We start from the raw sequence: 26177 nt of genomic DNA, 5'->3' as shown, positions 1-26177 counted from the left end.
AAATCTTTCGTCTCATTTCTGCATCGCTGACCTGGGGAGAATAAATGCGAATGGCCACGCCAACCGCCAGTCATGCAGCAGCATTACCCTCGGCTAGCGATCCAATGATCTGAAGCGTGACCACTGCATTTTCCTGGCGGTGTGGATAACATTGCGCCGCTCCACGCTGCGCGAACCCCCTATTGCCCGTCTCTTGGAAGTCGGATTGGTCTGACTTGATCTTTATTCCCCAAGGGTGCCAGAAGGATCGAGAAGCTGTCGAATAGCCGCGCTCAGCGTTTCCGCACCATAGGGTTTCAATAGTACCATCGATGATGCGGCGCCCTCGCCGACCAGCTGCTCACTATGGCCGGTGGCGAGCAGCACAGGCAATTCCGGTGCTCGGATATGCAATTGCCGGGCAAGATCGATACCGCTAAGCCCCGGCATGACGATGTCTGTAAATACAAGATCGAACGATCGTTCTTGGAGAAGCGCCAGAGCCTCGGCAGCATTGCCGGCGCAATCGACAGTACAGCCGAGATCCTGCAGTAGCTGCTCGGCAAATTGAAGAACCTGCATATTGTCCTCAACAAGAAGAACCCTGACACCGGGTGGAATGGGTGCCAGTTCGCCTCGTGGTTGATTGGCGGTCGGCGTCCTGTCTACCTTGGGCAGGATGATGGTGAGTGTCGTGCCCACGTCGATGCGTGAGTGGATTTCTGCGACCCCGCCAGCCTGTGCCGCAAAGCCGTGGATTTGCGATAATCCCAACCCTGTTCCCTCGCCTATCGGCTTGGTGGTAAAGAATGGCTCGAAAACGCGGGCGATGGTTTCTGCCGACATGCCGCTGCCGGTATCCGTGATATCGATAGCTACCGCCGGTTGCCCTTCATATGCAGCGTCGCGCGTCTCAATGAGAAGGTTGCCCCCCTTGGGCATCGCGTCTCGCGCGTTGACTGCCGCGTTCAGTATCGCTGTCTCTAACTCGGTGGGGTCGACTTCTACATGAGCCTTTGCGGCAGCCGCCTTGACAGAAAGCGTGACCCCGCTGCCTAGCGACCGCGAAAGGACCTCGCCCCACGCGTCGAGGTGGACATTGAGATCGATGACCTCGGGCCGGATTGCCCGACGGCGGCTGAACGTCAGGAGATGACTGGTAAGGGTCGAAGCACGCTCAACGGTCGTGGCTATATTATCGATATAGCGGGCCCGTTTCTCCTCGGGCAGGTCCGGCTTTCGCAGCATCTCCGCCGCCCCGGATATCACGGTCAGCAGATTGTTGAAATCATGCGCTACCCCGCCAGTCAGTTCACCGATCGCCTGGAGCTTTTGTGCCTGTAGCAGCGCGCCGCGCGTTTCCTCCAGTTGTTCCTGCGCTTTCCGCTTCTCGGTGATATCCCTGGTGATCTTGGCAAAGCCGACATGTTTGCCACTCTCATCATGGATGGGATCGAGCAGGACATTGGCCCAGAAAAGCGATCCGTCCTTGCGGACACGCCAGGCGTCGGTCTCATATTTGCCATGGGCCAGGGCCGTGGCCAAAGCCTTTTCAGGTGTTCCCGCGATGCGGTCGTCAGCGGTGTAGAATATGGAGAAATGTTTCCCCACCACCTCGTCGGCATCATAGCCCTTGATAGCCTGTGCGCCCGTGTTCCAGTTGGTTATGATACCCTGCGTGTCGAGCATGTAGATGGCGCAGTCCTTCACGCCCTGCACAAGGAGGCCGAAGCGTTGCTCGGCCTGAAAAAGCGCCTGCTCCCGTTCGCGCCTTTTGGTGATGTCGCGACTTATCTTTGCGTAGCCGACCAGTTGGCCGGCAGCGTCGCGTATCGGTTCGATGATGGAGTTGGCGAAGAAAAGGCTGCCGTCCTTTCGGACTCGCCAGCCTTCCGCCTCAAAGCGACCTTCCTCTGCCGCTAAACGCAATGCGCGTTTTGGAAGGTCGGACGCTCTATCCTCAGCCGTGAAAAAGCAGGAAAAATGCCGGCCGACGATTTCCTCAGCCGTATAGCCCTTGGCCTTATACGCACCGCTATTCCATGTCGCGACCCGGCCTTCCAAATCGAGCATATACAACGCGTAATCTGTGACGGCATCAACCAGAAGCTGAAATTTGGCTTCAGCGGCCGCGAGCATAGGAGAAGGCGTCAAAATATGTCCTCACCAAGCCCCCCGGCTGGTCAATATGGACTTAAGTGCATATCGTATCATTCGCGATTATCAAGCGCGGTATCAAATAGCAGCTCGCCGCATCAACCTGCACAGCGATCCGGACGCCAAAGGCGGCGCAAATGACGGTACTGAAGTTGCGGACGTGATTATTCGTGACGTCGACGAGCCTGTCGTCGCGAACAGGAAGAAGGGCGTTGCAGGAAAAGATCGCGCAACTGGAACGAGGAGGCTTGGCCGGGGTTCTGACCGCAATCGCAAATGGCGGCCGGCACTGAGAGGATAAATCATGGTACAAGCATCAGCGATTTTTAACAGTCATGCAGAAGCCGAGCGCGCAGTATCGGAACTTCGGACCGCCGGCGTCAGCGATGCCGATCTTTCTGTTATCGCACACCACGGGGGTACCACTACCGCTACGTCCGGCGACGGTGAAATCACCGATGAGCATCATCGTAATGTGCTTCGCGGCATTCTTGGCGGTGGTGCTCTGGGGGCAGGGCTGGGCGTCGCGGCGCTTGCAATTCCCGGCGTTGGCCCTCTCGTCGCTGCGGGAGCTATCGCAGCCACTGCTGTGCCTGAGGCAATAGCCATTGGAGCCGGCATTGGCGCTCTGACTGGCACGCTTAACGAGGTGCTGACCAAGCATGGCGTCAATGAGGAAGATGCCAAATATTATGGCGGTCGCCTCAAGGACGGCGGCGTAATCGTGACTGTAAGCGGAACCGCAGTCGATACAGAACGTGCTCGTGATGTATTATACCGCAATGGTGGGCATAACTCTTCGCGGGTATCGTCCGCCACCCTCTAGGCGAACCAGGGCCGGTGCGTCATTCTCACCGGCCAATTTTTTGTGATGCGACAAGTAGCGATGATCGAGATGAAACCCTCAAACGTCACGCACCAAGACCAAAGCGTGCTCGATAGTACCGTGATCGTTCTGACGACGGACACGTCCGCGGAGATTTGATCATTGCGCTTAAGCAGGAATATTCGGTCTTGGCGCGTGGTTGAAGAAAGCGGACAGTCGGCTGTCAGGCAATGAGAATCGGCGGCTAGGCGTCCGTGAAGGGTCGACCTATGCCTGTCGATCTCTACCGGCGCATGGCAAGTGCAGCCATGCCGGTCGCTTCGTCGGTCATGAAGAGATAGGCGTCCGTCCCAGGCTTGCGGTCCTTGTTGATTGACTTTGCCGTGACAGAGCCGTCCTTGTCCTGATGAGCAGCCAGCCAAGTCTGCGCCTTCATGAGCGCGGCCGCGCTGGTCACGCCTCCTGCTTCACGCAGAATAACCGCTACTACGGCGGTGGCATATCCGTCGCTCTCTTGCGGCAGGCTGGAGCCGTCGATCCTCTGCCAGGTCGACAGGCTTGGTAAATTCCATCCGCCGTCCGCTCGCTGGGATGCGACCAATTCCGAAATCACTTTGCTTCGCTGATCCGGCGGCAATACGCCGCCAAGCTGGCTGTCAGCCCACAGGATAAGTGCGCGGGAATAAAGCGAGCCGCCGATGCCTGTTCGCAGATAGGCGCGCAGCGCATCAATCTGCGGAGCAACCGCCGGATCGGCTGCATACCCATCGGGCGCACGCGCGACAGCCAGCGCGGCCAACGTCGCCCCCCAATAGGTGGCTGTCGGGGATTCGAAGGGTTCCAAACGGAAGTTGAGCCAGGTAAAGCCGCCCTTCTGATCGCCCGCCTTCATCTGCACGCCCCACATGTGGGCGAAGGCCTGTCGCGTGTCGGGTCCGAGGTGGCCGCGTTCCTGATCCCGCGTCGCCAGTATCAGCGCGTTAAGAACGGCTTCGACCCCGCGCGATTCCGCCGACTTGGGTACGCCGCGTGTCTGGTCGGGATAGAAGGGTTCGACTTCATCCCAAAGATAGACGCGCTTAACCACGTCATCGAACATTCCCATCTCATCGACGCTTTGCCTCTGCTTGCCTGACTGGCTGCGGAGCGAGGGCATGGCGAGGACATGCGGCAACGAGGTGTGGCAGGATACACAGCGCGTGCCATGGTCCCGCTCAGCCTTGGGCCATTGACGCCACCAGGTGAGACGATTGTCCAGATAGGCTGCTGCTGCGGTGCCATTCCAGGCCGACTTCTTTGTTGGCACGGCGTCTCCACGCGCGACCATTACCACGGCGAGTAAAACGGCGGAAGAAATGAGCGGCCAGCGTGTCATGCAGGATTCCCGACGATGAGAGAAAAATGATAGCGAAGAGGTGCATTGGCACCATGGGTCATTCGACGTAATTCGCCTGAAAGGGTGAGGATTTCATGCCTTGCTGTCGGCCAGGCTGTGCATGATCAAAGCCATCGGCAAGAGCGGGTTCTGGGCCATCAATCCGTCAATCACGCCAGCTTTGTTCGAGGCCGGATGGTTTTGGCTGGCCTTCCACTTACCCTCCATCCGGTCGATCGAGATTTCGATGCCGGTGATGCCTTTAAGCTGGCCCTCAATATAGGATGCTGGCGCATCAGTGACGGACCACGGCTCGGGTCGATATTGCTCCTGCTGCCCGGTCAGAGCATCGATCTGCATCCTGAGCCAGTCGGGATCGTCAATGATGACGGGCCGCCCTCTTGCCTGCACCATGACATAATTCCAGGTCGGAACGACTTTGCCATGCAGCCGCTTGGTGGGATACCAGGACGGCGAGACATAGGCTTGCGGTCCCTGAAAGATCACCAGCGCTTCAGTGCCCACACGAAGGTCCGCAAGCTGCGAATTTGCTTTCGCCAGATGTGCCTTCAGCACCCCTCTTTCGCCAGCGTCGGAATGCAGCGTGAAAGGAATGAGGTTGGCGCTGATGCCGCAAGCTCCCGATGTCACGAGCATGGCGAGCGGATAGGCAACGATCGCCTGATGCAGGATTTCGATGCGATCTTCGCGGAAGGCGGAAGGCCGATACATGGCGCGACCCGTCAACCGAAGGTGCGCATCAGCAAGGATGTCGCAAGCGAAAGCATGGTGATCCCCACGATAGCATCCAGCACGCGCCAGGCCATGGGACGGGCGAACAGCGGCACAAGCAAGCGGGCACCGTAGCCCAGCGCGGCGAACCATGTGAAACTGGCTGAAACGGCCCCTGCGACAAAGATCGGTCGCAGGGCAGCGGGCTGAGCCGACCCTGCCGCGCCCATCAGCAAGACCGTATCAAGATGGACGTGCGGATTAAGAAAGGTGAAGCCAGCTGTCGCGGCAATCGCCCCGCCAAGGCTTATGCTGCCGTTTGAAGCTACTGCCATAGTCTCCGGTGCGGCCATGCGTCGCAATGCTTTGAAGCCGTACCAGCCCAAAAAGGCCGCTCCGCCGATTGTTAAAAAGAGCGTCAATTGCGGGACAGCTGCCAGAAAGGCACCGACGCCTGCAACGCCCGCCAATATCAGCAGAGCGTCTGCGCTGCCGCAGAAAAGGACGACTGGCCCAACATGCTCGCGCTTGAGCCCCTGTCGGAGCACAAACAGGTTCTGGGCCCCGATAGCCATGATCAATGCCGCAGACAGCAGGAAGCCGGAGAGAAAGGGAGCGAACATGTTGGTCATTCTCTCCTTATCCCGCATTACCGAAGCTTAGCATAACTTGTTATTCTAACCCCGATGAAGCAATGCTTCATCATGCTGGATTATCCCTCCCTTGCGGCTGTCGCTGCCGTCGTGCGCGAAGGCAGCTTCGAAAAAGCCGCCGCTCTGCTCAAGATCACCCCCTCGGCGGTTTCTCAGCGGGTCAGGGGATTTGAAGAGCGGTTGGGAATCGCCCTCGTCGTTCGTGGGCAGCCTTGTACGGCGACAGAGCAGGGCCGGGCGTTATGCGCGCATTTCGACAAAGTGCGTCTGCTTGAAGCAGACCTTCCGATGAGTTTTGCCAATGGCATGCAGGATAGCGCCCGCCCATCCTTGAGCATTGCGGTCAATGCGGACAGCCTTGCGACATGGTTTGCATATGCCATGGCGGACTTTGCCCGAACGACCGGGATGCTGGTGGAATTGACGCTTGAGGATGAAGGGCACACGGCCGATCGTCTGCGGACCGGAGAAGTGCTTGCTGTCGTTACGTCCGACCCGGAACCCGTTGCAGGATGCAGGACGATTGCACTGGGATCACTCAGCTATGTCGCTTGTGCCAGCCCGGATTTTGTCGGTCGATATTTCCCGACCGGGATCGACAAAGACAGTCTTAACATAGCGCCAGTCATGCGCTTCAACAGAAAAGACCAGCTACAGGGAAGGTGGGCTAAAGCCGCCTTCGGCGCGGACCTGAATGCACCAACGCACTGGATTCCATCGACACAGGGATTTCTCGATCTCGCCTGCGCCGGTCTTGGTTGGGGCCTTCAACCGAAAACATTGGCAAAACCGCGTATCGACGCAGGGACGCTGATCGAATTGGTGCCGGGAGACACAATGGACGTCCCGCTATTCTGGACAGTATCCCGTCTCCATGCACAAGCCCTTCAGACCATGACCGAGGCTGTGAGGAATGTCGCCGAGCAGCATCTCTATCCCGTAGCGACATGAAGAAGCAGACTGACCGGAATCGGGAACGAAAAAGTCGGTCATGAATGTCTCATGAGGGTCGACGTCAGCCTGATTTAGCTATGAGCAAAACCTTGGTAGCCGCCGGAGCATGAGAACCGTCGTTCCGGCAACCCCGAGGATAGGTCAGATTGTCACGGGCAAAGCAAAACTCACATGACCGAACACTGTCTATGAATTAAGTAGAGATTGCTTGAAAGGGCTGCGGTTGGTCGCCGTACCCGATGACAACATCAGCGTCTGACCCGCGGCTTTTGATGGGATGCAGCTTGCTCCGCGATACCAACGGCTAAAGCGCACGGTGCCAGGGCGTCCACGCCAGGGATCGTGTTCCCCCCTTCCAATATGGGGTTGAAACGATGCGCTCTTACCAACTTTCCACTTAAACCGTAGCGCGGCGGTCAGCCGCTCCTTCGGCTCACCCGCCATCGCCGTTTCACAAGGCGTACCGGTGCCGTTCAACGGGCACCGGTGGCGATCGGCCGCCTGTATCGTCCAAGCACCGGAGGCGCAGGCGCAGGCGCATGCCTTAAAGGCCGCCAGCTTCGGCAGCATGATCATCAACAATGACGGCCACATCCGCGTCCCGCTCCATCCGGCGAGCGGATTGTAATAAGAAAAATCAGGGACAAGACATGACATCCATTTCCACTCGCTCGCGGCATTTCGGGCTGCATCACGCCATGCTTGCGAGCGCTGCTTTAGTTACGGTTTCGCCGCACGACGCGTTGGCCCAGTCCGTGTTGCCGGTTGAATCCGCTGCCGCAGAGGAAGACGCAGCGGCGATCACGGTCACGGCCCGCCGCCGTGACGAAAGTGCGCACGACGTGCCGATCGCGCTCAGCGTCATCGGCGCAGATCAACTCGCCGCGACCGGCAATTTCTCGCTCGGCCAGGCCCAGCAATTGGTGCCCAGCCTTCAGATTTTCAGCTATAATCCGCGCAATACCAACATCAACATTCGCGGCCTTGGCAGCAACGTCTCGCTGACCAATGACGGGCTGGAAAATGGTGTCGGTGTCTATGTCGACAATGTCTATTATGGGCGCGTCGGCCAGTCGCAATTCGACCTGGTGGACTTGCAGCAGATCGAAATCCTGCGCGGGCCGCAGGGGACGCTGTTTGGCAAGAACACCACGGCGGGTGCGATCAACATCTCCACCCGCCCGCCCAGTTTCGAGACGGAGTTTTCAGGCGAAGCGACGCTGGGCGACTATGGCTTTCATCAGCTGCGTGGATCGCTTTCGGGTCCGTTGATCGCGGATAGGATCGCTGCGCGGATCAGCATTGCCGATACGCATCGCGACGGCTTCATCGACAATGTCCGTACGGGAACGAAGGCGTCCGATTACGACAATTTCAGCGTGCGCGGGCAGTTGCTGGCCACCCCTAGCGAAGCGCTGTCGATCAAGCTGATCGGCGACTTCTCCAAACAGACGCTCAATTGCTGCGTCAACCTGCTGGTGGGTAGCTATAGCCAATATGACAATGGCGCAGCGCTGCCGAACAATTTCGAACAGCGTGTGGCGCGAGCGGGCTACACGCCGCTGCCCTTCGATCCCTTCGCGCGTAAGACCGATGCCAATTCCCATTACCAAGCCGATATGCGCGGCTATGGCGCATCGGGTCAGGTTGACTGGGATTTGGGCGGCGTCGCGCTGACATCCGTCACTGCCTATCGCTGGTGGGATTGGGACCCGGCGAACGATAGCGATGCCATCGGCCTGTCGGTGCTGACCAAGGCCCAGCAGGCCAATCGCCAGCGCCAGTTCAGCCAAGAGTTGCGGATTGCCTCCACCGGTGAGCGCGCGATCGATTATGTCGCGGGTCTCTATTATTTCTGGCAGACCGTGCGCGGCTATGGGGCGACTACTTTTGGGGTCGATGCGCCGCTTTATAATCTGCCAGGCGTCGCCGCCAATGTCCGGGAGGCAGCCATCGCCAATTATGGCGTCGAAAGCTATTCCGAGCCAACTACGAAAAGCTATGCCGCGTTCGGTCAACTGACCTGGAACGCCAGCGATGCGTTCAAGGTAACGGCGGGCCTTCGCTACACTTATGAAAAGAAGGCGGGCCTATTCGAACAGCATGTCGTGTCGGGCGCAGACCTGTCCACCCTGTCCGCCAGCGAACGCGCGACAGCGCAAGCGTTGCGCAATCAGTTCGGACCAGTCGCATCCTTTACGACAGCCTTTGACGACGCCAATGTCTCTGGCCTGCTCAACCTGTCCTACAAGGTCGCGGGTGATGCCCTGCTTTACGCTACCTATTCCCACGGCGGCAAATCGGGCGGCCTGAACCTGTCGGTGATCCCGGTCGGCGTCGATCCCAATGTGAAGCCAGAAACGGTGAACCATTTCGAATTGGGCGCCAAGACGCAGTTTCTGGATCGCAAGGCAACGCTCAATCTGGCCGGCTACTGGACTGAAATCACCGATTATCAGACTGCGATCACCGAGCAAGTCGCCAACACCGTATCCTACCGCCAATATATCGCCAATGCCGGCAAGGTGCGATCGCGCGGGTTTGAGGCGGACCTGGCCTATGCGCCAACTCGCCTGGTCAGCCTGTCGGCCTCCGCTGCTTATGTCGATGCGACCTATCTGGATTACCGGAACGCGCAGCAGGCGGTCGAAAATCTGAATCTGGGATCGTTGCAGGATCTGTCCGGTGCGCGGCTGGCAGGCGTGCCGAAATTCACCTGGACGTTGGGCGCGGACGTGGCGCAGCCGATCGGGAACTGGGGTAGCCGGGGGATAGAACTCTATGCCCATGGCGATTTTTCGCACCGTTCGTCGATCTACACCGCCGTCAGCAACAGCCGCTACTCGCTCGCACCGGGCTACGGCCTGCTCAACGCACGCGTCGGACTGCGATCCGACGACGGGATCTGGGATCTGTCCGTCTGGGCACGCAACCTGACTGACAAAAATTACTTCGTAACGCTCAGCCCGGCCAACACAGGCCTGATCACCGGCCAGGTAGGCGATCCCCGCACGGTCGGCATCACCCTTCGCACGAAAATATGAGGTCCAGTCATGGCCACGCTTTTTTCTCGCCCCATCCTGCAATCGACCCATAGCGGCCGCGGATCGGATCAGCGTAAGCCGCGCGAACTCAATGGCGTGCGCCTGGCCGGTTTCGCATCGCTGGCGGTGCCCATCTATGCCGCGCAAATGCCGCTGACAGTCTACCTACCCGCCATTTACGCGCAGCAGTTCGGCCTGTCGCTGGCGGTGATCGGCACGATCTTCCTGGCCGAACGGCTGTGGGGGGCGCTGGCCGATCCGTTGATCGGCAGCCTGAGCGATCGCACCCGCAGTCGCTTTGGTCGCCGTCGTCCGTGGATCGCGGCGGGAGCGCTGGTGTTCGGGATCGCCGCTATCGCCCTTTTCTTCCCGTTTCTCCCGGTGACGCCACTCTATCTCGCGGCGGCGCTGTTCATCCTCTATCTCGGCTGGTCGATGATCCAGATCCCTTATCTCGCCTGGTCAGGCGAGATTTCGGGGCAATATCATGAGCGAACGCGGGTCGTGACCTATCAGGCGGTTGCAGGATCGGCGGCGCTGCTGCTGGTGCTGGTCCTACCCACGATCATCGATCAGTGGCAGCCGCACAATGGTATGCTGAAACTTGGTGCCATGGGCACGGTCGTTCTGACCAGCCTCGTCATCGCGCTGCCACTCGTGCTGCGCGCCTTTCCCGAAGCTCCGGCACCGTTACAGCCCCCGGTGCGCCTGTCCTTCGCACGGGCCGCCGCCGTGGTGTTCAGCGACAGGCTGCTCCTGCGCGTCCTCGCGTCCGACCTGGCGGTGACGGCGGGCCAAGGTATTCGCAGTGTCCTCATCGTCTTTTTCGTCACTTTCTACATGGGGCTGCCGCAATGGGCGAGCGGGCTGTTCCTGCTGCAATTCATCTTCGGCATCGCGGCAGGGCCTATCTGGGCGCAGATCGGCTACCGCATCGGCAAGCATCGCGCCGCGGTGACGGGAGAAATGGTTCAGGTCGCGATCAACCTTGGTCTGTTGTTGGTCACGCCCGATGCGCTTCCCCTGCTGCTGGGCCTGGCCATTGCCCAGGGGTTTGCGCAAGGATCAGGCAATCTCATGCTCCGTTCCATGGTGGCCGACGTCGCCGACCGGCACAGGCTGGAAACCGGGCATGATCGTACCGCGCTGTTCTTCTCCGCCTTCAGCCTGTCGGTAAAAGCGGGGACAGCGATCGCCATCGGCATCGCCCTGCCGCTGGTCGCCTGGTTCGGCTTCGATCCCAAGGGCGCAAACAGTCCGGAGGCGCTGCATGGCTTGCTGCTGGTATTCGCCCTCGGCCCGGCGATCGCTCATGCTTTGTCTGCTGCGCTGATCCACGGCTTCCCGCTGGATGAAGCGACCCACGCGGACGTTCGCGAAACACTGGCCCAGCGCGACGCCGCGCTGGTGCCGGCGGAATAGGGCGGGACGTCATGGCGCACCAGACCGATCCACCGCTTCCCCGAACCAGGATCACCCCCAAAAATTATCAGGAGATTTGACATGACCAACCTTCTTGCCAGCTTCATCAATGCCGCAGACCCCACCAGCCCGCTCGACATCGCGCCTGTCGCAGGCCGCATCGGCGCGGAGGTGCGCGGCATAGCCTTGTCCGGCGATCTGGATGGCGGCACGATCGCCGCGATCCGCACCGCGCTTTCCCGGCACAAAGTGCTGTTCTTCCGCGATCAGACGGAACTGGACGATACCCGTCACGAAGCCTTTGCCGGGCTGTTGGGCGAACCGGTCGCGCACCCCACCGTGCCTGTGGCGGACGGATCCCATTACCTGCTCGAACTGGATTCCAAGGAGGGCTATGCCGCATCCAGCTGGCACACCGATGTCACCTTCGTCGATGCCTATCCCGCCGCATCGATCCTGCGCGCCATCACCATCCCGGCGGCGGGCGGCGATACGCTCTGGGCCAATGGGGCCAGCGCCTATGAAGGGTTGCCTGAAGCACTCAAGACGTTGGTCGATGGCCTGTGGGCCGTTCATAGCAACAAATATGATTATGCCGCTGCGCTCAGCATCAAGGACGCCAAGCGGGCAGAAGAATACGGCCGCATCTTCGCTTCGACGGTTTACGAGACCGAACATCCGGTGGTCCGAGTTCATCCCGAAACTGGCGAGCGGTCCCTGCTGCTTGGGCACTTCGTCAAGAATTTCGTTGGGTTGAACTCGGCGGATTCGCAGCGACTCTTCGCCATCCTGCAGGATCATATCACCCTGCCCGAAAACACCGTCCGCTGGCGCTGGCAGGCGGGCGACGTCGCAATCTGGGACAATCGAGCCACCCAGCATCGCGCCATCGCCGATTTCGGCCTGCAACGCCGCACGCTTCGCCGCGCCACCATCGCAGGCGATGTGCCGATTGCGATCGACGGCCGCCACAGCCGCACGATCAAGCAGGAAGTCCAGCCGGCGCTGGAAGCAGCCGAATAATCCGGTTCTCCCCCGAACCCAAACCGGCCGAACTGGGCTGCGCCGTCCTTCTGGGGCGGCGCGGCTCCCTTTTCGTGAAAGACCATGCCTGATGCCTAAAATTCCCCGTTTGCTGGGGCTCGCGATTGCCCTTGCCACCAGTGTCGCAACCCTTCCTACGCAGGCGGCGCCGGACAAGCGCCCCAATTTTCTAGTCATCGTCGCCGATGACCTTGGCTATTCCGATCTGGGCGCCTTTGGCGGAGAGATCGCGACGCCCAATCTAGATGCACTGGCGCTGTCAGGCCTGCGCCTGACCGACTGGCACACCGCGCCAACCTGTTCGCCCACACGCTCCATGCTGCTATCAGGCACGGACAATCATCGCGCGGGGCTGGGCACGATGGCCGAACTGGTCGCCCCCAATCAGAAGGGCAAGCCCGGTCACGAAGGCTATCTCAGCCCCAAGGTTGCGTCGCTTGCCGAATTGCTGTCCGCCAATGGCTATCGCACCCTGCAATCGGGCAAATGGCATCTGGGTCTCACACCCCAACAGGATCCAAGCGCACGCGGTTTCCAACATAGCTTCGTGATGTTACAAGGGGCGCATAATCATTTCGGCACGGACCTGACGACCGATCCGTCCAAGCCCGGTGCTACCTATCGCGAGAATGGGCAGACCCTGAGCGCGCTCCCCGCCGACTTCTATTCGTCCGATAGCTTCACGACCAAGCTGATTGACCAGTTGCGCACCACCGCCATTGGCAAAGACGGGCAGAAGCCCTTTTTCGCCTATCTCACCTTCACCGCCCCACACTGGCCATTGCAAGCCCGCCAATCGGACATCGCCCGATATAAGGGTCGCTATGACGCAGGGTTCGAGGCTTTGCGGGCCGCGCGGCTAAAACGACAGGCTGAACTCGGCCTTATCGATCCGAATAAGCCAGCGCATGATCCTACTTATAATACGCGCTGGAACCAACTGACCTCCGCGCAGCAGCAGGTCGCCGCTCGCGATATGGAAATCTACGCCGCGATGGTCGATCGGCTCGACCAGAATGTGGGCCGTGTGATTGCCGAGCTTAAGCGCCAGGGCGTCTACGACAATACCGTCATCCTGTTCACCGCCGACAATGGAGCGGAAGGAATGGATTTGGAAACGACCCAGCTCAAAGGTATGAAAGAAAGGCTGGCCACGTCCGACAATAGTTTGGCCAATCGTGGCAATGCGAACTCCTACATCGCCTATGGCCCAGCCTGGGCGCAGGCGGCCACAGCGCCATCTTGGCTATACAAGGCTTATGCAACAGAGGGCGGAACGCGCGCCGTCGCATTCATCCACTATCCCCGCGCGGAAAAGCAGGCGAGTATCGCGCCCATCTTCGGATCGGTCATGGACGTGGCGCCAACATTCCTCGACCTCGCGGGGATCGCTGATCCCAAAGACCAATTTGCAGGACGCACGGTCGAGCCGATCCGCGGCAAAAGCTGGGCCGACTATCTGTCTGGCAAAGCGGACCGCGTCTATGCGGCAAACGACGCCGTAGGCACGGAATTGTTTGGATCGCGCGCGATCCGCCAGGGCGACTGGAAGATTACGGATGTCGGTGATGGCCAATGGCATCTTTTCAACCTGTCCGATGATCCCGGCGAAACCCATGACCTGAGTAGGGAACAGCCTGACCGGCTGGCGCAACTGGTCGCACAATGGGACGCCTATGCAACCGACGTTGGTGTGATCTTGCCTGACCAGCGGATCTATGCGCCATGATCCGCTTGGTTGTGTCTATCGCATTATTGATGGCGGCAGGGCCGATCTCGACAGGGCCGACGCTGAGCGCTGTCGGCCCGAGGGAGCGCCGCCCTGTGCCGCCCAACGATCAGCTATGGGTGCCGGGCGGCACCGCCCGTTTCGGTAGCAACCAAGCCTATGCGGACGGAGGCCCCACTTACACTGCTAGGGTCAGGGGTTTCTGGATCGACCGGCATGAAGTGACCAATGCCCAATATGCCGCCTTCGTCCACGCCACGGGCCATGTCACGCGCGCCGAGAAGGATGGTGGCTCGGCCGTATTCGATCCGCCCGGCCCATTGGACCGCCCCACATCGCCCGACCAATGGTGGCGCTACGTGAAAGGTGCGAACTGGCGTCATCCTGAAGGGCCAGGTAGCGGGCTGCGCGGTCGCGACCGTTGGCCGGTTGTCCATATCTCTTATGATGATGCGCTGGCTTATGCCCAGTGGACCGGGCGATCCTTGCCCAACGAGGAGCAGTTCGAATATGCCGCGCGCGCTGGCGGGGCCGAAAGTCTCGATCAGCCCCCGCCCGATGCCGCCAATAGCTGGCAAGGTACGTTTCCGATCAGTAATGACAGCACGGACGGCCATAGTCGCTTGGCTCCGGTCGGATGCTATAAGGCCAATGCCTATGGGCTCAACGATATGATCGGCAACGTGTGGGAATGGACAGGAAGCTGGTATCAGCCAGGACATCAGCCGATGCGCGCAGGATGGGGCACACCGGGCAATCCCAGCTTCGACCCCAGCCAGCCTGATGCTCGGACGCGTGTCATAAAGGGCGGATCATTCCTGTGCGCACCCAATTATTGTGCCCGCTACCGCCCCTCGGCGCGCCATGGCCAGGATGAGACGCTAGGCGCATCGCATCTTGGCTTTCGGACTGTCAGTCGGGGATGAGGTGCCGCATTTCGTGCAATTTGCGTATCCGCGATGTTTAGCCGGGATTGAAAACAGTGTGACAGCCAAAAACGGAAAATGCCTGGAGCGGCGGAAATACGAAAGATCGCAGGAGGCGAACATACCCCATTGGCGTTCGTCTTATGACCATCATGGTCATAGGAGAAGTCTCATGGGATTATCGGAATTATGGACTTGTAACGGTTTTGTGCCGGTCACCTATCTCATTAAGCCACCTTGGCTTCGAAGGCGAGCGGGCTGATGCCGCCCAGATATGAATGTCGGCGGCGGGTGTTGTAGAACCCGTTGATGTACTGGAAGATGGCAGCTTCCGCCCGGCGCCGTGTCGGCCAGCTCTGCCGCCAGATGAGTTCGGCCTTCAGGGATTTGAAGAACGTCTCGACGGAGGCATTGAGGCTCCTATATTTGTCAAGCGCTGGTCAGAGATGCTTTTGGGCGACATAGGTGGGTAAAGATTTCGCGAACGATGTATCGCTTAAGGCAGCGTATAATCTCCCGGTTGCTCTTTCCCTCCATTTTTCGTTTGCTGACATAGGCAAGTGTCGGCGGATGGTTGCGCATCCGAACGATTGCAACCCGATATAGCGCGGCATTGGCTTGCCGGTTTCCACCACGGTTGAGTCGGAAGCGGTTGGTCTTGCCACTTGATGCGGGGATGGGACACACCCCGCAGAGCTTGGCGAGTGCAGCTTCGGAGCGGATTCGGGTGGGATCATCGCCGACCAGTATAAGCATTTCTGCCGCCGTCATCGTCGCGATCCCGTGCGATGCCAGCAACGTTGGTGCGTTGGCCATGACCAGTTGCTCGAGCGCCTTGTCGTGCGACTGAATTTCTTCGTGTAGAGCCAGCCAGCGTTGTGCCAAGGCCCGCAAGGCGGTTTTGGCCGATGCGATCGTCGAGGTCATTGCGCCGGGCCTGAGTGCAGCAATATATCGGATCAGCGCGATTTTTCCGTTTATCTGATCGAGCGTGTCGCGCAGCGCCGCAGGTGCGTTGATGATCAGGGTTTTCAGGGTCACCATGGCCTGCGACCGGCATTTGACTGCTGTGTCGCGTGCGATTTTGAGATGCCGGATCATCTCGACGGATCCTGTTTGCGTTTTGGGTTGGGCGATCGCCTGTCCGCCCAGCACCGACCGTGCGGCGCCTTCAGCGTCGAGGCTATCGCTTTTGCCATGTTGATAGCGCAACTGTCGATTAGGTCTGGTGACCTCGATGACTTTATGGCCCTGGGCCAGAAGATGGCGAGACAGCCCGGCTCCGTATGATCCAGTCCCCTCGATGCCAAAGGCTGTGATGGTGCCCAACGCACACGCCCAGTCCTCGAGCAATTTATAGCCCTTTGTTGTCGCTGGAGCCGAAAAGGCCGTCAATCGGCTGCCGTTGTTATCGATTGCCACGGCAACATGGATGGATTTATGGGTATCGACACCGATAATGACGCCGCTGATGTTGGTATTGGTCATGTCCTGTCCTTCTCTGAACGGTGCCCGGGCACCGTTCAGAGAAGGACAGGACTGTGAAGGGGCAAACCCGTCAGGCTCCTATCAAGTCACATCTCGCCCGTTGCCAGGGCGACTTGATGGCCGACACGTCAACGCAATGACACGGGGTCAATCGTAGCATGGGTCAGACCATCAAGCCGCAGCAACATAATCACAGTCGTAGCAGTTACCCTTGCCGCTCATTGATGGACGCAGGCCATAGGCCTGCAGCTTTTTCTGATAGTCGTAAGAGCAATATTGGCTGCCGCGATCCGAATGGAAAAGGCAGCCCTCGGGAGGCTGGCGCAGGCGCACCGCCATATCCAGCGCCCTGATCGCCAGGTCTTTCTTCATCCTGTCGCTGACTGCCCAGCCCACGACGCGACGGCTATGTAGGTCCAGTATAACAGCGAGGTAGAGCCAGCCTTCGGATGTCCAGATATAGGTGATGTCGCCGGCCCATTTACGATTGGGCGCATCTGCGGCAAAATCGCCGTCCAGCCAGTTTGCCGCGACACCCAAGCGATGGTGGCTATCAGTCGTAACCTTGTGCTTGCGCGTGCGGACTGGCTTGATCCCGTTGATCTTCATCAGCCGCCCGACCCGGCGCTCGCCCACATCGAGCCCCACCTCCTTCAACTCCATCGTCATGCGAGGACGGCCGTAGCTGCCAAGGCTCAGCCTGTACTGTTCCCGGATGTGGGCCAGCACTTTCATATCCGTCCGCTCCCGCCTGCTGATCGGGCGCGAGCGCCAGGAACGATAGCCGCGTTCACTAACATCCATGACACGGCAGAGCAGTTCAACGGGCCACCGGTGTCGCCAGCTATGCACAAATGCGAACTTCACGGCCTTTGGCTCGCGAAGAACTGCGTGGCCTTTTTTAGCACTTCCCTCTCCTCCCGCAGCACACGGTTCTCAAGACGAAGGCGTTCATTCTCACGCGCTAAATCTGCCTGCGGCGCTGAAACCAGATCACTAGGCCGATACTGCGATACCCACTTCCCCAGTGTCGACTTCCCAATCCCCAAATCCGATGCAACCCGGTCGCGGGGTAACCCGCTGGTCAGTGCAATCCGCACCGCCTCCTGCTTGAACTCTTCTGTGTGCTTGATCATCTCGTCGGTCTCCTGTTGCGAGCTCTAATCGCTCAGGTGACCGGCGCAAATCCGTTACAAGTCCATTTGATCCCGCCGCTCACGAAAGGATCTCGTGGAACGCAGGGCGTAAAATTGGCGCAAAGCGAGCGCTTAAACCTCGACAGATTTGGGCGGTCCGTTTTTTTCTCGATCAACACAGGCGGGTCCGTGACAGGGCCCTTTTCGATCTCGCCATCGATAGCAAACTACGCGGCTGCGACCTCGTTAAAATCAGGATCAGCGATATCGTATGCGATAGGAAAATTCGTCTAAGAGCGACCGTGGTTCAGCAAAAGACTGGCCGACCGGTGCAGTTTGAATTGATGGACGATGCCCGCGCAAGTCTGCTTACATGGCTCGAGCTGCGCGGCGGCGCTTTGCAAGACTATGTTTTCCCGAGCCGGAATGACCACATGAACCATATCAGCACTCGGCAATATGCTCGCCTCGTTAACGAATGGGTTACAGGCATCGGCCTACCAAACGAAGATTATGGAACGCATTCGTTGAGGCGTACCAAGGCGTCGATCATATACAAGGCCACGGGCAACCTTCGCGCTGTTCAAATCTTGCTTGGACATACCAAGATAGAGAGCACGGTGAGATATCTTGGCGTGGATGTCGAAGATGCGCTGACTCTCGCGGAAGGCACAGAAATATAGCAATGCTTGGCCCCTCGCTAATATGAGGGGCCAATCTACATCATGGCGTGGTCTGGGCAGCGAATAAGGAGACCGTCTGCACTTGGAAAATGAAATCTCGCTATTGAGCGGCTGATAAGGGTCGGAGCCAGTCCCGCGATTCGCAAAATGGACGCCCCTTAGTTGATCTCTCCAGCAGGAGCCGGAAGTCCCTGATAGCGTCCGAACTCCTCGACCAGATGATCGAAAACAGTTCGGACGCGGGGAATATTTCGCAGATCTTCATGGGTTGCGATCCAGGTGTCCAGGCGAGGGATTGATAAATCAGGGAGGACAGGTCGGAGGCGCGCATCAGACAACCCGATCGGCTGCTGGACGAAAGCGATGCCTAGACCCGCGCGCGCCGCCGCAAGCTGGGCAGGGTGGCTATCGGTCCGGAGTGCGAATTGCTTGCGGTCGATGTCGGGTAGAAGGAGGGCGGCCAATTCGCCGTCGGTGACAGATCGGTCCGGACCGATGAGATCGTGATGGGCCAGATCGGCTATCGTCTTGGGAGTGCCGCGTGCCGCCAAATAGTCGCTATGAGCGAACAGGCCGAGAGAGATCGAGGCAACTTTTTGGGCGACGAGCGCTTCTTGTTTGGGCGGATGCATGCGCACCGCGATATCGACCTCCTGCTCCAGGAGGTTGGCAGAAGCGTTACTCAGTTCGATCTCGACGATGATATTCGGATGGCGCCTGCGCAGGCTGGCCAGCATCGTTGGCAGCACCTCTATCCCCACGAACTCAGCAGCGCTGACTCTGACGATACCTGCGGTCTCACCCGGCTGGCCCGATGCTGCCCGCACGAACGCCTCCGATGCGCGCGCCATTGCGCGGGCAGCGTCGCCAAGAGCACGCGCCTGTTCTGTCGGAACGAGACCGCGAACTGAGCGTGTAAACAAGGTTGTATCGAGCGCCCGCTCCAATGCCTCGATGCGCGCGCGCATGGTAGGTTGCGCCACACCCATGCGTCGGGCTGCGGCGGAGAGACTGCCTTCTTCCAGCACAGCCAGGAAGGCGCGCTGATCATCCCAATCAATCGGTCGTTTCATCAAAAGCATACTAGCTACTGAAGGGAATATGGCAATTCTTTGCAGTTCGGGTTGCCGCTATCTTTTCTCCAGAAGGAGACGAAGGATGAGCGAGACCAAGAAAGCACTGGTTTTAGGCGCAACAGGCGGCATTGGCGGCGCGGCAGCAACAGCCCTTCTCCGCCATGGATGGCAGGTGACAGCCTTGGCAAGAGCGTGTCGCCAATCGGGTCAACCCGGTGACCCGCTTGCCAATGTGAAGTGGGTACAAGGTGATGCGATGAACGCGGTTGACGTCCGTGCTGCTGCTGAAGGCGTCCAGGCGATCGTCCATGCCGCCAATCCGCCGGGCTATGGCAACTGGGCGCGAACGGTTCTACCGATGATCGACAATAGTATCGCTGCTGCAAAGGCTTTTGACGCACGGTTGGTTCTACCAGGCACGATCTACAATTTCGGCCCGGATGCGTTTCCCCACCTCATAGAGACGGCACCCCAGCATCCGACGACCGAGAAGGGCCGCATCCGCGTTGAACTGGAGCGCCGCATGGAAACGGCGAGCCACGAGGGCACACGCGCGCTTATTGTGCGGTTTGGCGACTTCTTTGGGCCGGTGCCGGGCAACAACTGGTTCAGCCAAGGCTTGGTCACGCCCGGTAAGCGTCTCAGGTCGGTCACCTATCCAGGGCGTAAAGGTGTCGGCCATGCTTGGGCCTATCTCCCTGATGCGGGAGAGACGATCGCACGCCTGTTAGATCGTGCCGACGGATTAGAGCCCTTCGCTCGCTTCCACTTCGGTGGCTTATGGGATGCCGACGGAACCGCAATGCCGCAGGCCATCGCGGAGGCTCTTGACCGCCCAGCCATAAAAGTGTGGGCAATGCCCTGGGTTATGCTCGGCCTAGCAGGTCTTCTTCAGGAAACGCCGCGCGAAATCTACAAGATGCGATATTTGTGGCGCGAAACTATCCGTCTCAACAACAGCAAGCTCGTCGCGTTTCTCGGTGAGGAGCCGCAAACGCTTTTACCAGAGGCCGTCAGCGCTACCCTTAAGGCCCTTAATGTCGAGTAGGCCTGCTGGCAGCAGACCGTCCGCTCCTGAGAAGCCAAATTTGGCTCTTAAGCGGCGACAAAGGGTCGATTGACCCTCGACCTTTTCATCAGGACCGGCGATATCGCCTTATGGCGACCGATCGTAGAACCGTTGAATTCCTTGTTGAGCAGATGGCAGGCGGCGGCACCGTTTCAGCCAAGGCGATGTTTGGCGAATTCGGCATTTATTGCGATGGGAAAATGGTCGCATTGGTCTGCGACGACCACCTATTCGTAAAGCCCACGGGTGGAGGGCGGGCCTTCGCTGCCGGTTCGGAAGAAGCCCCTCCATATCCCGGTGCTAAGCCTTGTCTCCTGATCGACGCGGAAAAGTGGGATGACCGTGAGTGGCTTGCCGAGATCGTTCGTATCACATCTCAGGAATTGCCTGCTCCCAAGGTCAGGACCAAGCGCAAATCCGGTTGATACAACGCCTGGCAGCAGCCCGTTTTCGTCAAACTAGTGTCCGCCTTTGGAATGTGGAGGTTGGATCGTTGAATGCCCGAGAAGGGTCGGCAGTTGCCCATTTTCCTGTCACGATTCTTGGTTTAGCTATAATTTCAGTAACATCGGTGCCAGCAACATTTTGCAAGACTGGGACCGTTGCAAAGCCGAGCATTCCGCAGCATGATAGGATTTGTGGCGGGCAGGCCCTGTTGTGGGTGTGCCAAGTGAATCAAATGCCTTTTGCCGTCGAACACCGACGGCCCTTGTCTGCTTTAATTACGCGTTCGGGAGATGTCGATCCGCGAGGCATAAGCTTGTCGAGCCGCGACGAACTGAGCCCAACCTATCTTGCAATCTGCTGTAATCGGATTCACGATGGCAACCGGTAGCCGTCAGCAGCGACAGAAGTCATCCCGGTCTGATGAGCCGGTGCTCAACCTTGCCTCCTGCTGCAGCGGCCCTGATCCGCGTCTGGTCAAGCTGGTTCGCCTGCTTGCCCGTCGTGCCGCGCGGAAGGCGTATCTGGAGATGCTGGAGGAGCGCCGCACGACCCGCTCCTGAGACGAGGAGTTCCATTCCGTGAAGGTTGCTTTATACGCCCGTTATTCTTCCGACAATCAGCGTGACGCCTCCATTGCCGACCAGTTGCGCATCTGTCGCCTGCATGCCGAAAAGCAGGGCTGGCAGATTGTCGAGGAATATACCGATCATGCCATTTCAGGCGCTTCGCTGTTGCGTCCTGGCATTCAGGCGCTGATCGCAGACGCCAATCGCGGACGCTTCAACTTCGTGCTGGCTGAGGCCATGGATCGCCTGTCGCGCGACCAGGAGGATATTGCCGGGCTGTTCAAGCGCATGGCCTATGGTGACGTGAAGATGGTCACCCTGTCCGAAGGCGAGATCACCCATCTGCATATCGGCCTAAAGGGTACGATGAACGCCCTGTTTCTCAAGGACCTCGCCGACAAGACGCGGCGTGGCCTGCGCGGCCGCGTTGAGCAAGGCAAATCGGGCGGTGGTAACAGCTATGGCTATGACGTCGTCAAACGGCTCGATGCCAATGGCGAACTGATCCGGGGCGACCGCTCCATTAATGACGCACAGGCAAGCGTCATCCAGCGCATCTTTCGCGACTATGTCGCTGGCAAATCAGCCAAACGGATAGCAACCGAGCTGAACAAAGAGGGTATCGAGGCACCAACCGGCGGCACCTGGGGCTTTAGCACCATCAATGGCAATCCCAAGCGTGGCACCGGCATCCTTAACAATGAGCTTTATGTCGGCAAGCTGGTCTGGAATCGGCAACGCTTCATCAAGGATCCCGATACTGGCAAACGGCAAGCCCGGCCCAACCCGGAATCAGAATGGATCATTCAGGACGTGCCCGAACTGCGCATCATCGATGATGCTCTTTGGCAGCATGCCAAGGAGCGGCAAAAATCCTGCCAGGTGGAGCCATTAAATCCCTCAGTGGGCTCCGCAAACTTCCGCGATCGCCGCCGCCAGAAATATCTCTTGTCCGGCCTGTTGCAATGCGGTTGCTGCGGCGGCGGATATTCAATGATTTCAGCGATGATGCTGGGCTGCTCGGCAGCCCGGAACAAGGGTACCTGTGACAACCGCCTGAATATCCGGCGCGACCGTCTGGAAGGGCGCGTGCTTCATGCGTTGCGCCATCATCTGATGGACCCGGCCCTGTTCGCAGAATTTTGCGACGAGTTCACCAGGGAGATGAACCGCATGAGAGGCGACGCTGGCGCTGCTATCACAGCGGCGCGGGCAGAGATTGCCAAAATTGACCGTGATCTCGACATGCTGGTGAACCTGATCTTGCGCGGCGGCGCCGCGGACAAGATCAACGCCAAGATGGTAGGGTTGGAAGCGCGCAAGAAAGAACTGGAGCGCGACCTCGCCCAGGCCCAGGAGCCCCCTCCCCTGCTCCATCCCAATATGGCGCACCATTATCGGGCTCAGCTTGATAATCTCTATCAGGCCCTGGAGCATGACGACGAGAACAAGCGCTTCGAGGCGGCTGAGGTCATTCGTTCGCTCATCGAGGCGATCATATTGGTGCCTGAAGGCGGCGACCTGAAGATCGATGTGCGCGGCGATCTGGCGGGCATCCTCGCGATTGCTGCAGAACGCAAAAAACCCGCCTCTAGGGCGGGTTCTTCGAAGGTTGCGACCCCCTGTGGGGTATCGCAATTTCAGATGGTTGCGGGAGTAGGATTTGAACCTACGACCTTCAGGTTATGAGCCTGACGAGCTACCGGGCTGCTCCATCCCGCGACACGTGGTTGCCCCTTGGTTTTGGGGTAACGCAAAAAAGGCGGCTTTGGGGCCGCCTTTTTTGACAATGTGAATGGGTTTTTGCTGATTTTGCGCGAGCTTCAATGCCTGGCGACGCCCTACTCTTCCAGTGCTTGAGCAATAGTACCATCGGCGCAGACTGGTTTCACGGCCGAGTTCGGGATGGGATCGGGTGGGTCACAGACGCTATGGTCACCAAGCAATGAAGCTGGCGCAAAATCAGGGTTTATAATCGATACCGTGCACGGTGTTTTGTGTGTGTCGTGATTTCTGGCTGGCTTAAGAACCACGCCGTCTCATTCAAGCTACCTGTTGCCAGTGCTGTCATTGATGGTGGGACTCTGCGGTTCACAAGTGAACCGTTTAAGCGCGAACAGAGCAATTAGGACTGGTTAGCTTCATGGATTACTCCACTTCCACATCCAGCCTATCAACGTCGTGGTCTACGACGGCTCGATGAAATCTTATCTCGAGGGAGGCTTCCCGCTTAGATGCTTTCAGCGGTTATCCCGTCCATACATAGCTACCCAGCTGCGCTCCTGGCGGAACGACTGGTACACCAGAGGTATGTTCAACCCGGTCCTCTCGTACTAGGGTCAACTCCTCTCAAATTTCGACGCCCACGGCAGATAGGGACCAAACTGTCTCGCGACGTTCTGAACCCAGCTCACGTACCACTTTAATTGGCGAACAGCCAAACCCTTGGGACCTGCTCCAGCCCCAGGATGTGATGAGCCGACATCGAGGTGCCAAACGATTCCGTCGATATGAGCTCTTGGGAATCATCAGCCTGTTATCCCCGGCGTACCTTTTATCCGTTGAGCGATGGCCCTTCCACGAGGGACCACCGGATCACTATGACCGACTTTCGTCTCTGCTCGACTTGTCAGTCTCGCAGTCAGGCGGGCTTATGCCATTGCACTCTAACAGACGGTTTCCAACCGTCCTGAGCCCACCATCGCGCGCCTCCGTTACTCTTTAGGAGGCGACCGCCCCAGTCAAACTACCCACCACAGAGGGTCCCTGTACCGGATAACGGTACGAGGTTAGACATCAGAAAACAGCAGGGTGGTATTTCACCTATGGCTCCACATCAACTGGCGTCGATGCTTCAAAGCCTCCCACCTATGCTACACAGCTCTTTCCTAATGCCACTCTGAAGTTGCAGTAAAGGTGCACGGGGTCTTTCCGTCTAACCGCGGGTACTCCGCATCTTCACGGAGAATTCAATTTCGCTGAGCATATCCTGGAGACAGTGGGGAAGTCGTTACGCCATTCGTGCAGGTCGGAACTTACCCGACAAGGAATTTCGCTACCTTAGGACCGTTATAGTTACGGCCGCCGTTTACCTGGGCTTCAATTCAGTGCTTGCACACCTCCTCTTAACCTTCAGGCACCGGGCAGGCGTCAGGCCCTATACGTCGTCTTGAAGCCGACTTAGCAGAGCCCTGTGTTTTTGCTAAACAGTCGCTACCCCCTGGCCTGTGCCCCCCACAAGAGCTTGCGCTTATGTGGGGCCTCCTTCTTCCGAAGGTACGGAGGCAATTTGCCGAGTTCCTTCAGGATACTTCTCTCAAACGCCTTGGTATACTCTACCATTCCACCTGTGTCGGTTTAGGGTACGGTCTATACGGAGGGGCTATTTCCTGGGACGATTTCACAGCCTGGAGCAATCCAATAAGCCCAGACCATTTACACCATCCGTCACACACCTCCAGGCCCACGAATATTAACGTGGTTCCCATCGACTACCCCCTTCGGGCTCGTCTTAGGGGCCGGCTTACCCTGCTCAGATTAGCTTTAAGCAGGAACCCTTGGAATTTCGGCGACAGTGCATCTCACACTGTTAATCGCTACTCATGTCTGCATTCGCACTTCCGATACCTCCACGACCCATTACCAGATCGCTTCAACGGCCTACGGAACGCTCCGCTACCGCGTGATCGTAAACGATCACACCCTAAGCTTCGGTGCATCACTTTAGCCCCGTTACATCTTCGCCGCAGGATCTCTTATTTAGACCAGTGAGCTGTTACGCTTTCTTTAAAGGATGGCTGCTTCTAAGCCAACCTCCTGGTTGTTTTGGAAATCCCACATGCTTTCCCACTTAGTGATGACTTGGGGACCTTAGCTGTAGGTTAGGGCTGTTTCCCTTTTGACGACGGACCTTAGCACCCGCCGTCTGTCTGCCGGACTAGACTCGTTGGTATTCGGAGTTTGGTTAGTGTTGGTAGATCTCGCGACCCCCGCAACCATCCAGTGCTCTACCCCCAACGGCAATCATCCGACGCTCTACCTCAATAGATTTCGCGGAGAACCAGCTATTTCCCGGCTTGATTGGCCTTTCACCCCTAAGCACAACTCATCCGACAATTTTTCAACATTGAACGGTTCGGTCCTCCAGTGCGTGTTACCGCACCTTCAACCTGGTCATGCATAGATCGCCGGGTTTCGGGTCTAATGCATCAAACTCAACTCGCCCTATTCAGACTCGCTTTCGCTGCGCCTACACCTAACGGCTTAAGCTTGCTTGATACACTAAGTCACAGACCCATTATGCAAGAGGTACGCGGTCAGGTCTCAAGGACCCTCCCACTGCTTGTAGGCATCCGGTTTCAGGTACTGTTTCACTCCCCTCATCGGGGTGCTTTTCACCTTTCCCTCACGGTACTGGTTCACTATCGGTCATGTACGAGTATTTAGGCTTGGAGGGTGGTCCCCCCATGTTCAGACAGAGTTTCACGTGCTCCGCCCTACTCGAGTCCTGATGCTTTGCTTTCACATACGGGGCTGTCACCCGCTATGGCGTGCCTTTCCAGACACTTCTGTTAACTAAGCACCAGGCACTGGCCTGGTCCGCGTTCGCTCGCCACTACTAACGGAATCTCGGTTGATGTCTTTTCCTCCGGGTACTGAGATGTTTCAGTTCTCCGGGTTCGCCTCACCAAAGCCTATTTTATTCAGCTTAGTGATACCTCTCCCATTTAACACGGATCCTGATTGCTCAGGACCAGTCTTAAATGGTGAAGGTGGGTTGTCCCATTCGGAAATCGCGGGATCAAAGCTTGCTCACAGCTCCCCCACGCTTATCGCAGCGTGCCACGTCCTTCATCGCCTGTACATGCCAA

The 26177-nt window shown here is 58.4% G+C and carries 19 protein-coding genes, 1 tRNA gene, 2 rRNA genes and 2 pseudogenes (1 of these 24 running past the window's edge); 13 read left to right on the top strand and 11 right to left on the bottom strand.

Annotated features, from left to right (window positions below; translation table 11 throughout):
• Positions 1–222: 222 nt before the first annotated feature.
• Positions 223–2133, bottom strand: coding sequence for a PAS domain S-box protein (locus ACZ2HM_RS19825; RefSeq protein ID WP_333974090.1), 1911 nt, complete (start codon positions 2131–2133; stop codon positions 223–225).
• Between the two features lie 34 nt (positions 2134–2167).
• Here ACZ2HM_RS19825 and ACZ2HM_RS19820 point away from each other — a divergent pair, with 34 nt between their 5' ends.
• Both ACZ2HM_RS19820 and ACZ2HM_RS19815 read left to right on the top strand, forming a co-directional pair.
• A complete protein-coding gene (locus ACZ2HM_RS19820) occupies positions 2168–2437 on the top strand; it encodes a hypothetical protein (protein ID WP_333974089.1) in 270 nt (89 codons plus the stop codon).
• A 3-nt stretch (positions 2438–2440) separates the two neighbouring features.
• On the top strand, positions 2441–2962 hold the full coding sequence (locus ACZ2HM_RS19815; protein ID WP_333974088.1) for a hypothetical protein: 522 nt from the start codon (positions 2441–2443) through the stop codon (positions 2960–2962).
• 283 nt (positions 2963–3245) lie between these two features.
• Here ACZ2HM_RS19815 and ACZ2HM_RS19810 read toward each other — a convergent pair whose 3' ends face one another.
• The 3 genes from ACZ2HM_RS19810 to ACZ2HM_RS19800 form a co-directional block, all read right to left on the bottom strand.
• Positions 3246–4337, bottom strand: coding sequence for a hypothetical protein (locus ACZ2HM_RS19810; protein ID WP_333974086.1), 1092 nt, complete (start codon positions 4335–4337; stop codon positions 3246–3248).
• Between the two features lie 93 nt (positions 4338–4430).
• The gene (locus ACZ2HM_RS19805) at positions 4431–5069 is read right to left on the bottom strand and encodes an FMN-binding negative transcriptional regulator (protein WP_333974084.1); all 639 of its coding nucleotides are present in this window, start codon (positions 5067–5069) and stop codon (positions 4431–4433) included.
• Positions 5070–5080: 11 nt separating this feature from the next.
• Entirely contained in the window at positions 5081–5701 is a 621-nt protein-coding gene (locus ACZ2HM_RS19800; RefSeq protein ID WP_470427303.1) for a LysE/ArgO family amino acid transporter, read from the bottom strand.
• Positions 5702–5773: 72 nt separating this feature from the next.
• On the opposite strand from ACZ2HM_RS19800, the gene ACZ2HM_RS19795 reads away from it, so the two are divergent.
• The 6 genes from ACZ2HM_RS19795 to ACZ2HM_RS19770 all read left to right on the top strand — a co-directional run bounded on the left by ACZ2HM_RS19795 (position 5774) and on the right by ACZ2HM_RS19770 (position 14841).
• Positions 5774–6673 (top strand): LysR family transcriptional regulator ArgP, encoded by a 900-nt coding sequence (locus tag ACZ2HM_RS19795; RefSeq protein ID WP_470427302.1) that lies wholly within the window; start codon positions 5774–5776, stop codon positions 6671–6673.
• Positions 6674–7326: 653 nt separating this feature from the next.
• Entirely contained in the window at positions 7327–9720 is a 2394-nt protein-coding gene (locus ACZ2HM_RS19790; protein WP_470427301.1) for a TonB-dependent receptor, read from the top strand.
• Between the two features lie 9 nt (positions 9721–9729).
• A complete protein-coding gene (locus ACZ2HM_RS19785) occupies positions 9730–11142 on the top strand; it encodes an MFS transporter (protein ID WP_333974077.1) in 1413 nt (470 codons plus the stop codon).
• Between the two features lie 81 nt (positions 11143–11223).
• Positions 11224–12165 carry a TauD/TfdA dioxygenase family protein gene (locus tag ACZ2HM_RS19780; protein WP_470427300.1) on the top strand — a complete coding sequence of 314 codons (942 nt, stop codon included), beginning with the start codon at positions 11224–11226 and terminating at the stop codon, positions 12163–12165.
• A gap of 91 nt (positions 12166–12256) precedes the next feature.
• The gene (locus ACZ2HM_RS19775; protein WP_470427299.1) at positions 12257–13915 is read left to right on the top strand and encodes an arylsulfatase; all 1659 of its coding nucleotides are present in this window, start codon (positions 12257–12259) and stop codon (positions 13913–13915) included.
• The gene (locus ACZ2HM_RS19770; RefSeq protein ID WP_470427298.1) at positions 13912–14841 is read left to right on the top strand and encodes a formylglycine-generating enzyme family protein; all 930 of its coding nucleotides are present in this window, start codon (positions 13912–13914) and stop codon (positions 14839–14841) included. The genes ACZ2HM_RS19775 and ACZ2HM_RS19770 overlap by 4 nt, the downstream gene beginning before the upstream one ends.
• 227 nt (positions 14842–15068) lie before the next feature.
• On the opposite strand, the pseudogene ACZ2HM_RS19765 reads toward ACZ2HM_RS19770, so the two are convergent.
• The 3 genes and pseudogenes from ACZ2HM_RS19765 to ACZ2HM_RS19755 all read right to left on the bottom strand — a co-directional run.
• Positions 15069–15254, bottom strand: a pseudogene (locus tag ACZ2HM_RS19765) (IS3 family transposase); the annotation flags it as partial.
• Positions 15255–15270: 16 nt separating this feature from the next.
• Positions 15271–16329: an IS110 family RNA-guided transposase gene (locus ACZ2HM_RS19760; RefSeq protein ID WP_470425396.1), complete on the bottom strand. Its 1059-nt coding sequence runs from the start codon at positions 16327–16329 to the stop codon at positions 15271–15273.
• 195 nt (positions 16330–16524) lie between these two features.
• Positions 16525–17465 (bottom strand): annotated as a pseudogene (locus ACZ2HM_RS19755) (IS3 family transposase); the annotation flags it as partial.
• An 89-nt stretch (positions 17466–17554) separates the two neighbouring features.
• Between ACZ2HM_RS19755 and ACZ2HM_RS19750 the strand changes: the two are divergent.
• Positions 17555–18148 (top strand): tyrosine-type recombinase/integrase, encoded by a 594-nt coding sequence (locus tag ACZ2HM_RS19750; RefSeq protein ID WP_130754169.1) that lies wholly within the window; start codon positions 17555–17557, stop codon positions 18146–18148.
• Between the two features lie 158 nt (positions 18149–18306).
• Here the strand turns inward: ACZ2HM_RS19750 and ACZ2HM_RS19745 are convergent, their stop codons facing one another.
• A complete protein-coding gene (locus tag ACZ2HM_RS19745; RefSeq protein WP_470427297.1) occupies positions 18307–19221 on the bottom strand; it encodes a LysR family transcriptional regulator in 915 nt (304 codons plus the stop codon).
• A gap of 85 nt (positions 19222–19306) precedes the next feature.
• Between ACZ2HM_RS19745 and ACZ2HM_RS19740 the strand changes: the two genes are divergently transcribed.
• The 4 genes from ACZ2HM_RS19740 (at position 19307) to ACZ2HM_RS19725 (ending at position 22995) form a co-directional block, all read left to right on the top strand.
• Positions 19307–20272: an NAD-dependent epimerase/dehydratase family protein gene (locus ACZ2HM_RS19740; protein WP_130754161.1), complete on the top strand. Its 966-nt coding sequence runs from the start codon at positions 19307–19309 to the stop codon at positions 20270–20272.
• Positions 20273–20382: 110 nt separating this feature from the next.
• Positions 20383–20718, top strand: coding sequence for a TfoX/Sxy family protein (locus ACZ2HM_RS19735; RefSeq protein ID WP_130754163.1), 336 nt, complete (start codon positions 20383–20385; stop codon positions 20716–20718).
• 396 nt (positions 20719–21114) lie between these two features.
• Positions 21115–21300: a hypothetical protein gene (locus tag ACZ2HM_RS19730; RefSeq protein WP_130754165.1), complete on the top strand. Its 186-nt coding sequence runs from the start codon at positions 21115–21117 to the stop codon at positions 21298–21300.
• 18 nt (positions 21301–21318) lie between these two features.
• Positions 21319–22995 (top strand): recombinase family protein, encoded by a 1677-nt coding sequence (locus tag ACZ2HM_RS19725; protein WP_333974096.1) that lies wholly within the window; start codon positions 21319–21321, stop codon positions 22993–22995.
• On the opposite strand, the gene ACZ2HM_RS19720 is transcribed toward ACZ2HM_RS19725, so the two are convergent.
• The 3 genes from ACZ2HM_RS19720 to ACZ2HM_RS19710 form a co-directional block, all read right to left on the bottom strand.
• Positions 22952–23028: transfer RNA gene (locus ACZ2HM_RS19720), tRNA-Met, on the bottom strand. The two genes, ACZ2HM_RS19725 and ACZ2HM_RS19720, sit on opposite strands and share 44 nt — an antisense overlap.
• Before the next feature lie 106 nt (positions 23029–23134).
• Positions 23135–23249: ribosomal RNA gene (gene rrf / locus ACZ2HM_RS19715) — 5S ribosomal RNA — on the bottom strand.
• Positions 23250–23412: 163 nt separating this feature from the next.
• Positions 23413–26177 (bottom strand): 23S ribosomal RNA (locus ACZ2HM_RS19710); it runs 31 nt beyond the window's last position.

This window comes from Sphingobium sp. KKT206 (assembly GCF_055640555.1).
Note: the sequence above shows the minus strand (reverse complement) of the source record. Positions and strands in the feature narration are given on the sequence as shown.

What these genes read in the sequence shown, in the direction of transcription:
- ACZ2HM_RS19790 (WP_470427301.1), top strand. Translation starts at nt 7,327, where the DNA reads ATGACATCCATTTCCACTCGCTCGCGGCATTTCGGGCTGCATCACGCC.
- ACZ2HM_RS19745 (WP_470427297.1), bottom strand. Translation starts at nt 19,221, where the DNA reads ATGAAACGACCGATTGATTGGGATGATCAGCGCGCCTTCCTGGCTGTG.
- ACZ2HM_RS19795 (WP_470427302.1), top strand. Translation starts at nt 5,774, where the DNA reads ATGCTGGATTATCCCTCCCTTGCGGCTGTCGCTGCCGTCGTGCGCGAA.
- ACZ2HM_RS19810 (WP_333974086.1), bottom strand. Translation starts at nt 4,337, where the DNA reads ATGACACGCTGGCCGCTCATTTCTTCCGCCGTTTTACTCGCCGTGGTA.
- ACZ2HM_RS19805 (WP_333974084.1), bottom strand. Translation starts at nt 5,069, where the DNA reads ATGTATCGGCCTTCCGCCTTCCGCGAAGATCGCATCGAAATCCTGCAT.
- ACZ2HM_RS19800 (WP_470427303.1), bottom strand. Translation starts at nt 5,701, where the DNA reads ATGACCAACATGTTCGCTCCCTTTCTCTCCGGCTTCCTGCTGTCTGCG.
- ACZ2HM_RS19735 (WP_130754163.1), top strand. Translation starts at nt 20,383, where the DNA reads ATGGCGACCGATCGTAGAACCGTTGAATTCCTTGTTGAGCAGATGGCA.
- ACZ2HM_RS19780 (WP_470427300.1), top strand. Translation starts at nt 11,224, where the DNA reads ATGACCAACCTTCTTGCCAGCTTCATCAATGCCGCAGACCCCACCAGC.
- ACZ2HM_RS19730 (WP_130754165.1), top strand. Translation starts at nt 21,115, where the DNA reads ATGGCAACCGGTAGCCGTCAGCAGCGACAGAAGTCATCCCGGTCTGAT.
- ACZ2HM_RS19760 (WP_470425396.1), bottom strand. Translation starts at nt 16,329, where the DNA reads ATGACCAATACCAACATCAGCGGCGTCATTATCGGTGTCGATACCCAT.
- ACZ2HM_RS19740 (WP_130754161.1), top strand. Translation starts at nt 19,307, where the DNA reads ATGAGCGAGACCAAGAAAGCACTGGTTTTAGGCGCAACAGGCGGCATT.
- ACZ2HM_RS19820 (WP_333974089.1), top strand. Translation starts at nt 2,168, where the DNA reads ATGGACTTAAGTGCATATCGTATCATTCGCGATTATCAAGCGCGGTAT.
- ACZ2HM_RS19775 (WP_470427299.1), top strand. Translation starts at nt 12,257, where the DNA reads ATGCCTAAAATTCCCCGTTTGCTGGGGCTCGCGATTGCCCTTGCCACC.
- ACZ2HM_RS19770 (WP_470427298.1), top strand. Translation starts at nt 13,912, where the DNA reads ATGATCCGCTTGGTTGTGTCTATCGCATTATTGATGGCGGCAGGGCCG.
- ACZ2HM_RS19785 (WP_333974077.1), top strand. Translation starts at nt 9,730, where the DNA reads ATGGCCACGCTTTTTTCTCGCCCCATCCTGCAATCGACCCATAGCGGC.
- ACZ2HM_RS19815 (WP_333974088.1), top strand. Translation starts at nt 2,441, where the DNA reads ATGGTACAAGCATCAGCGATTTTTAACAGTCATGCAGAAGCCGAGCGC.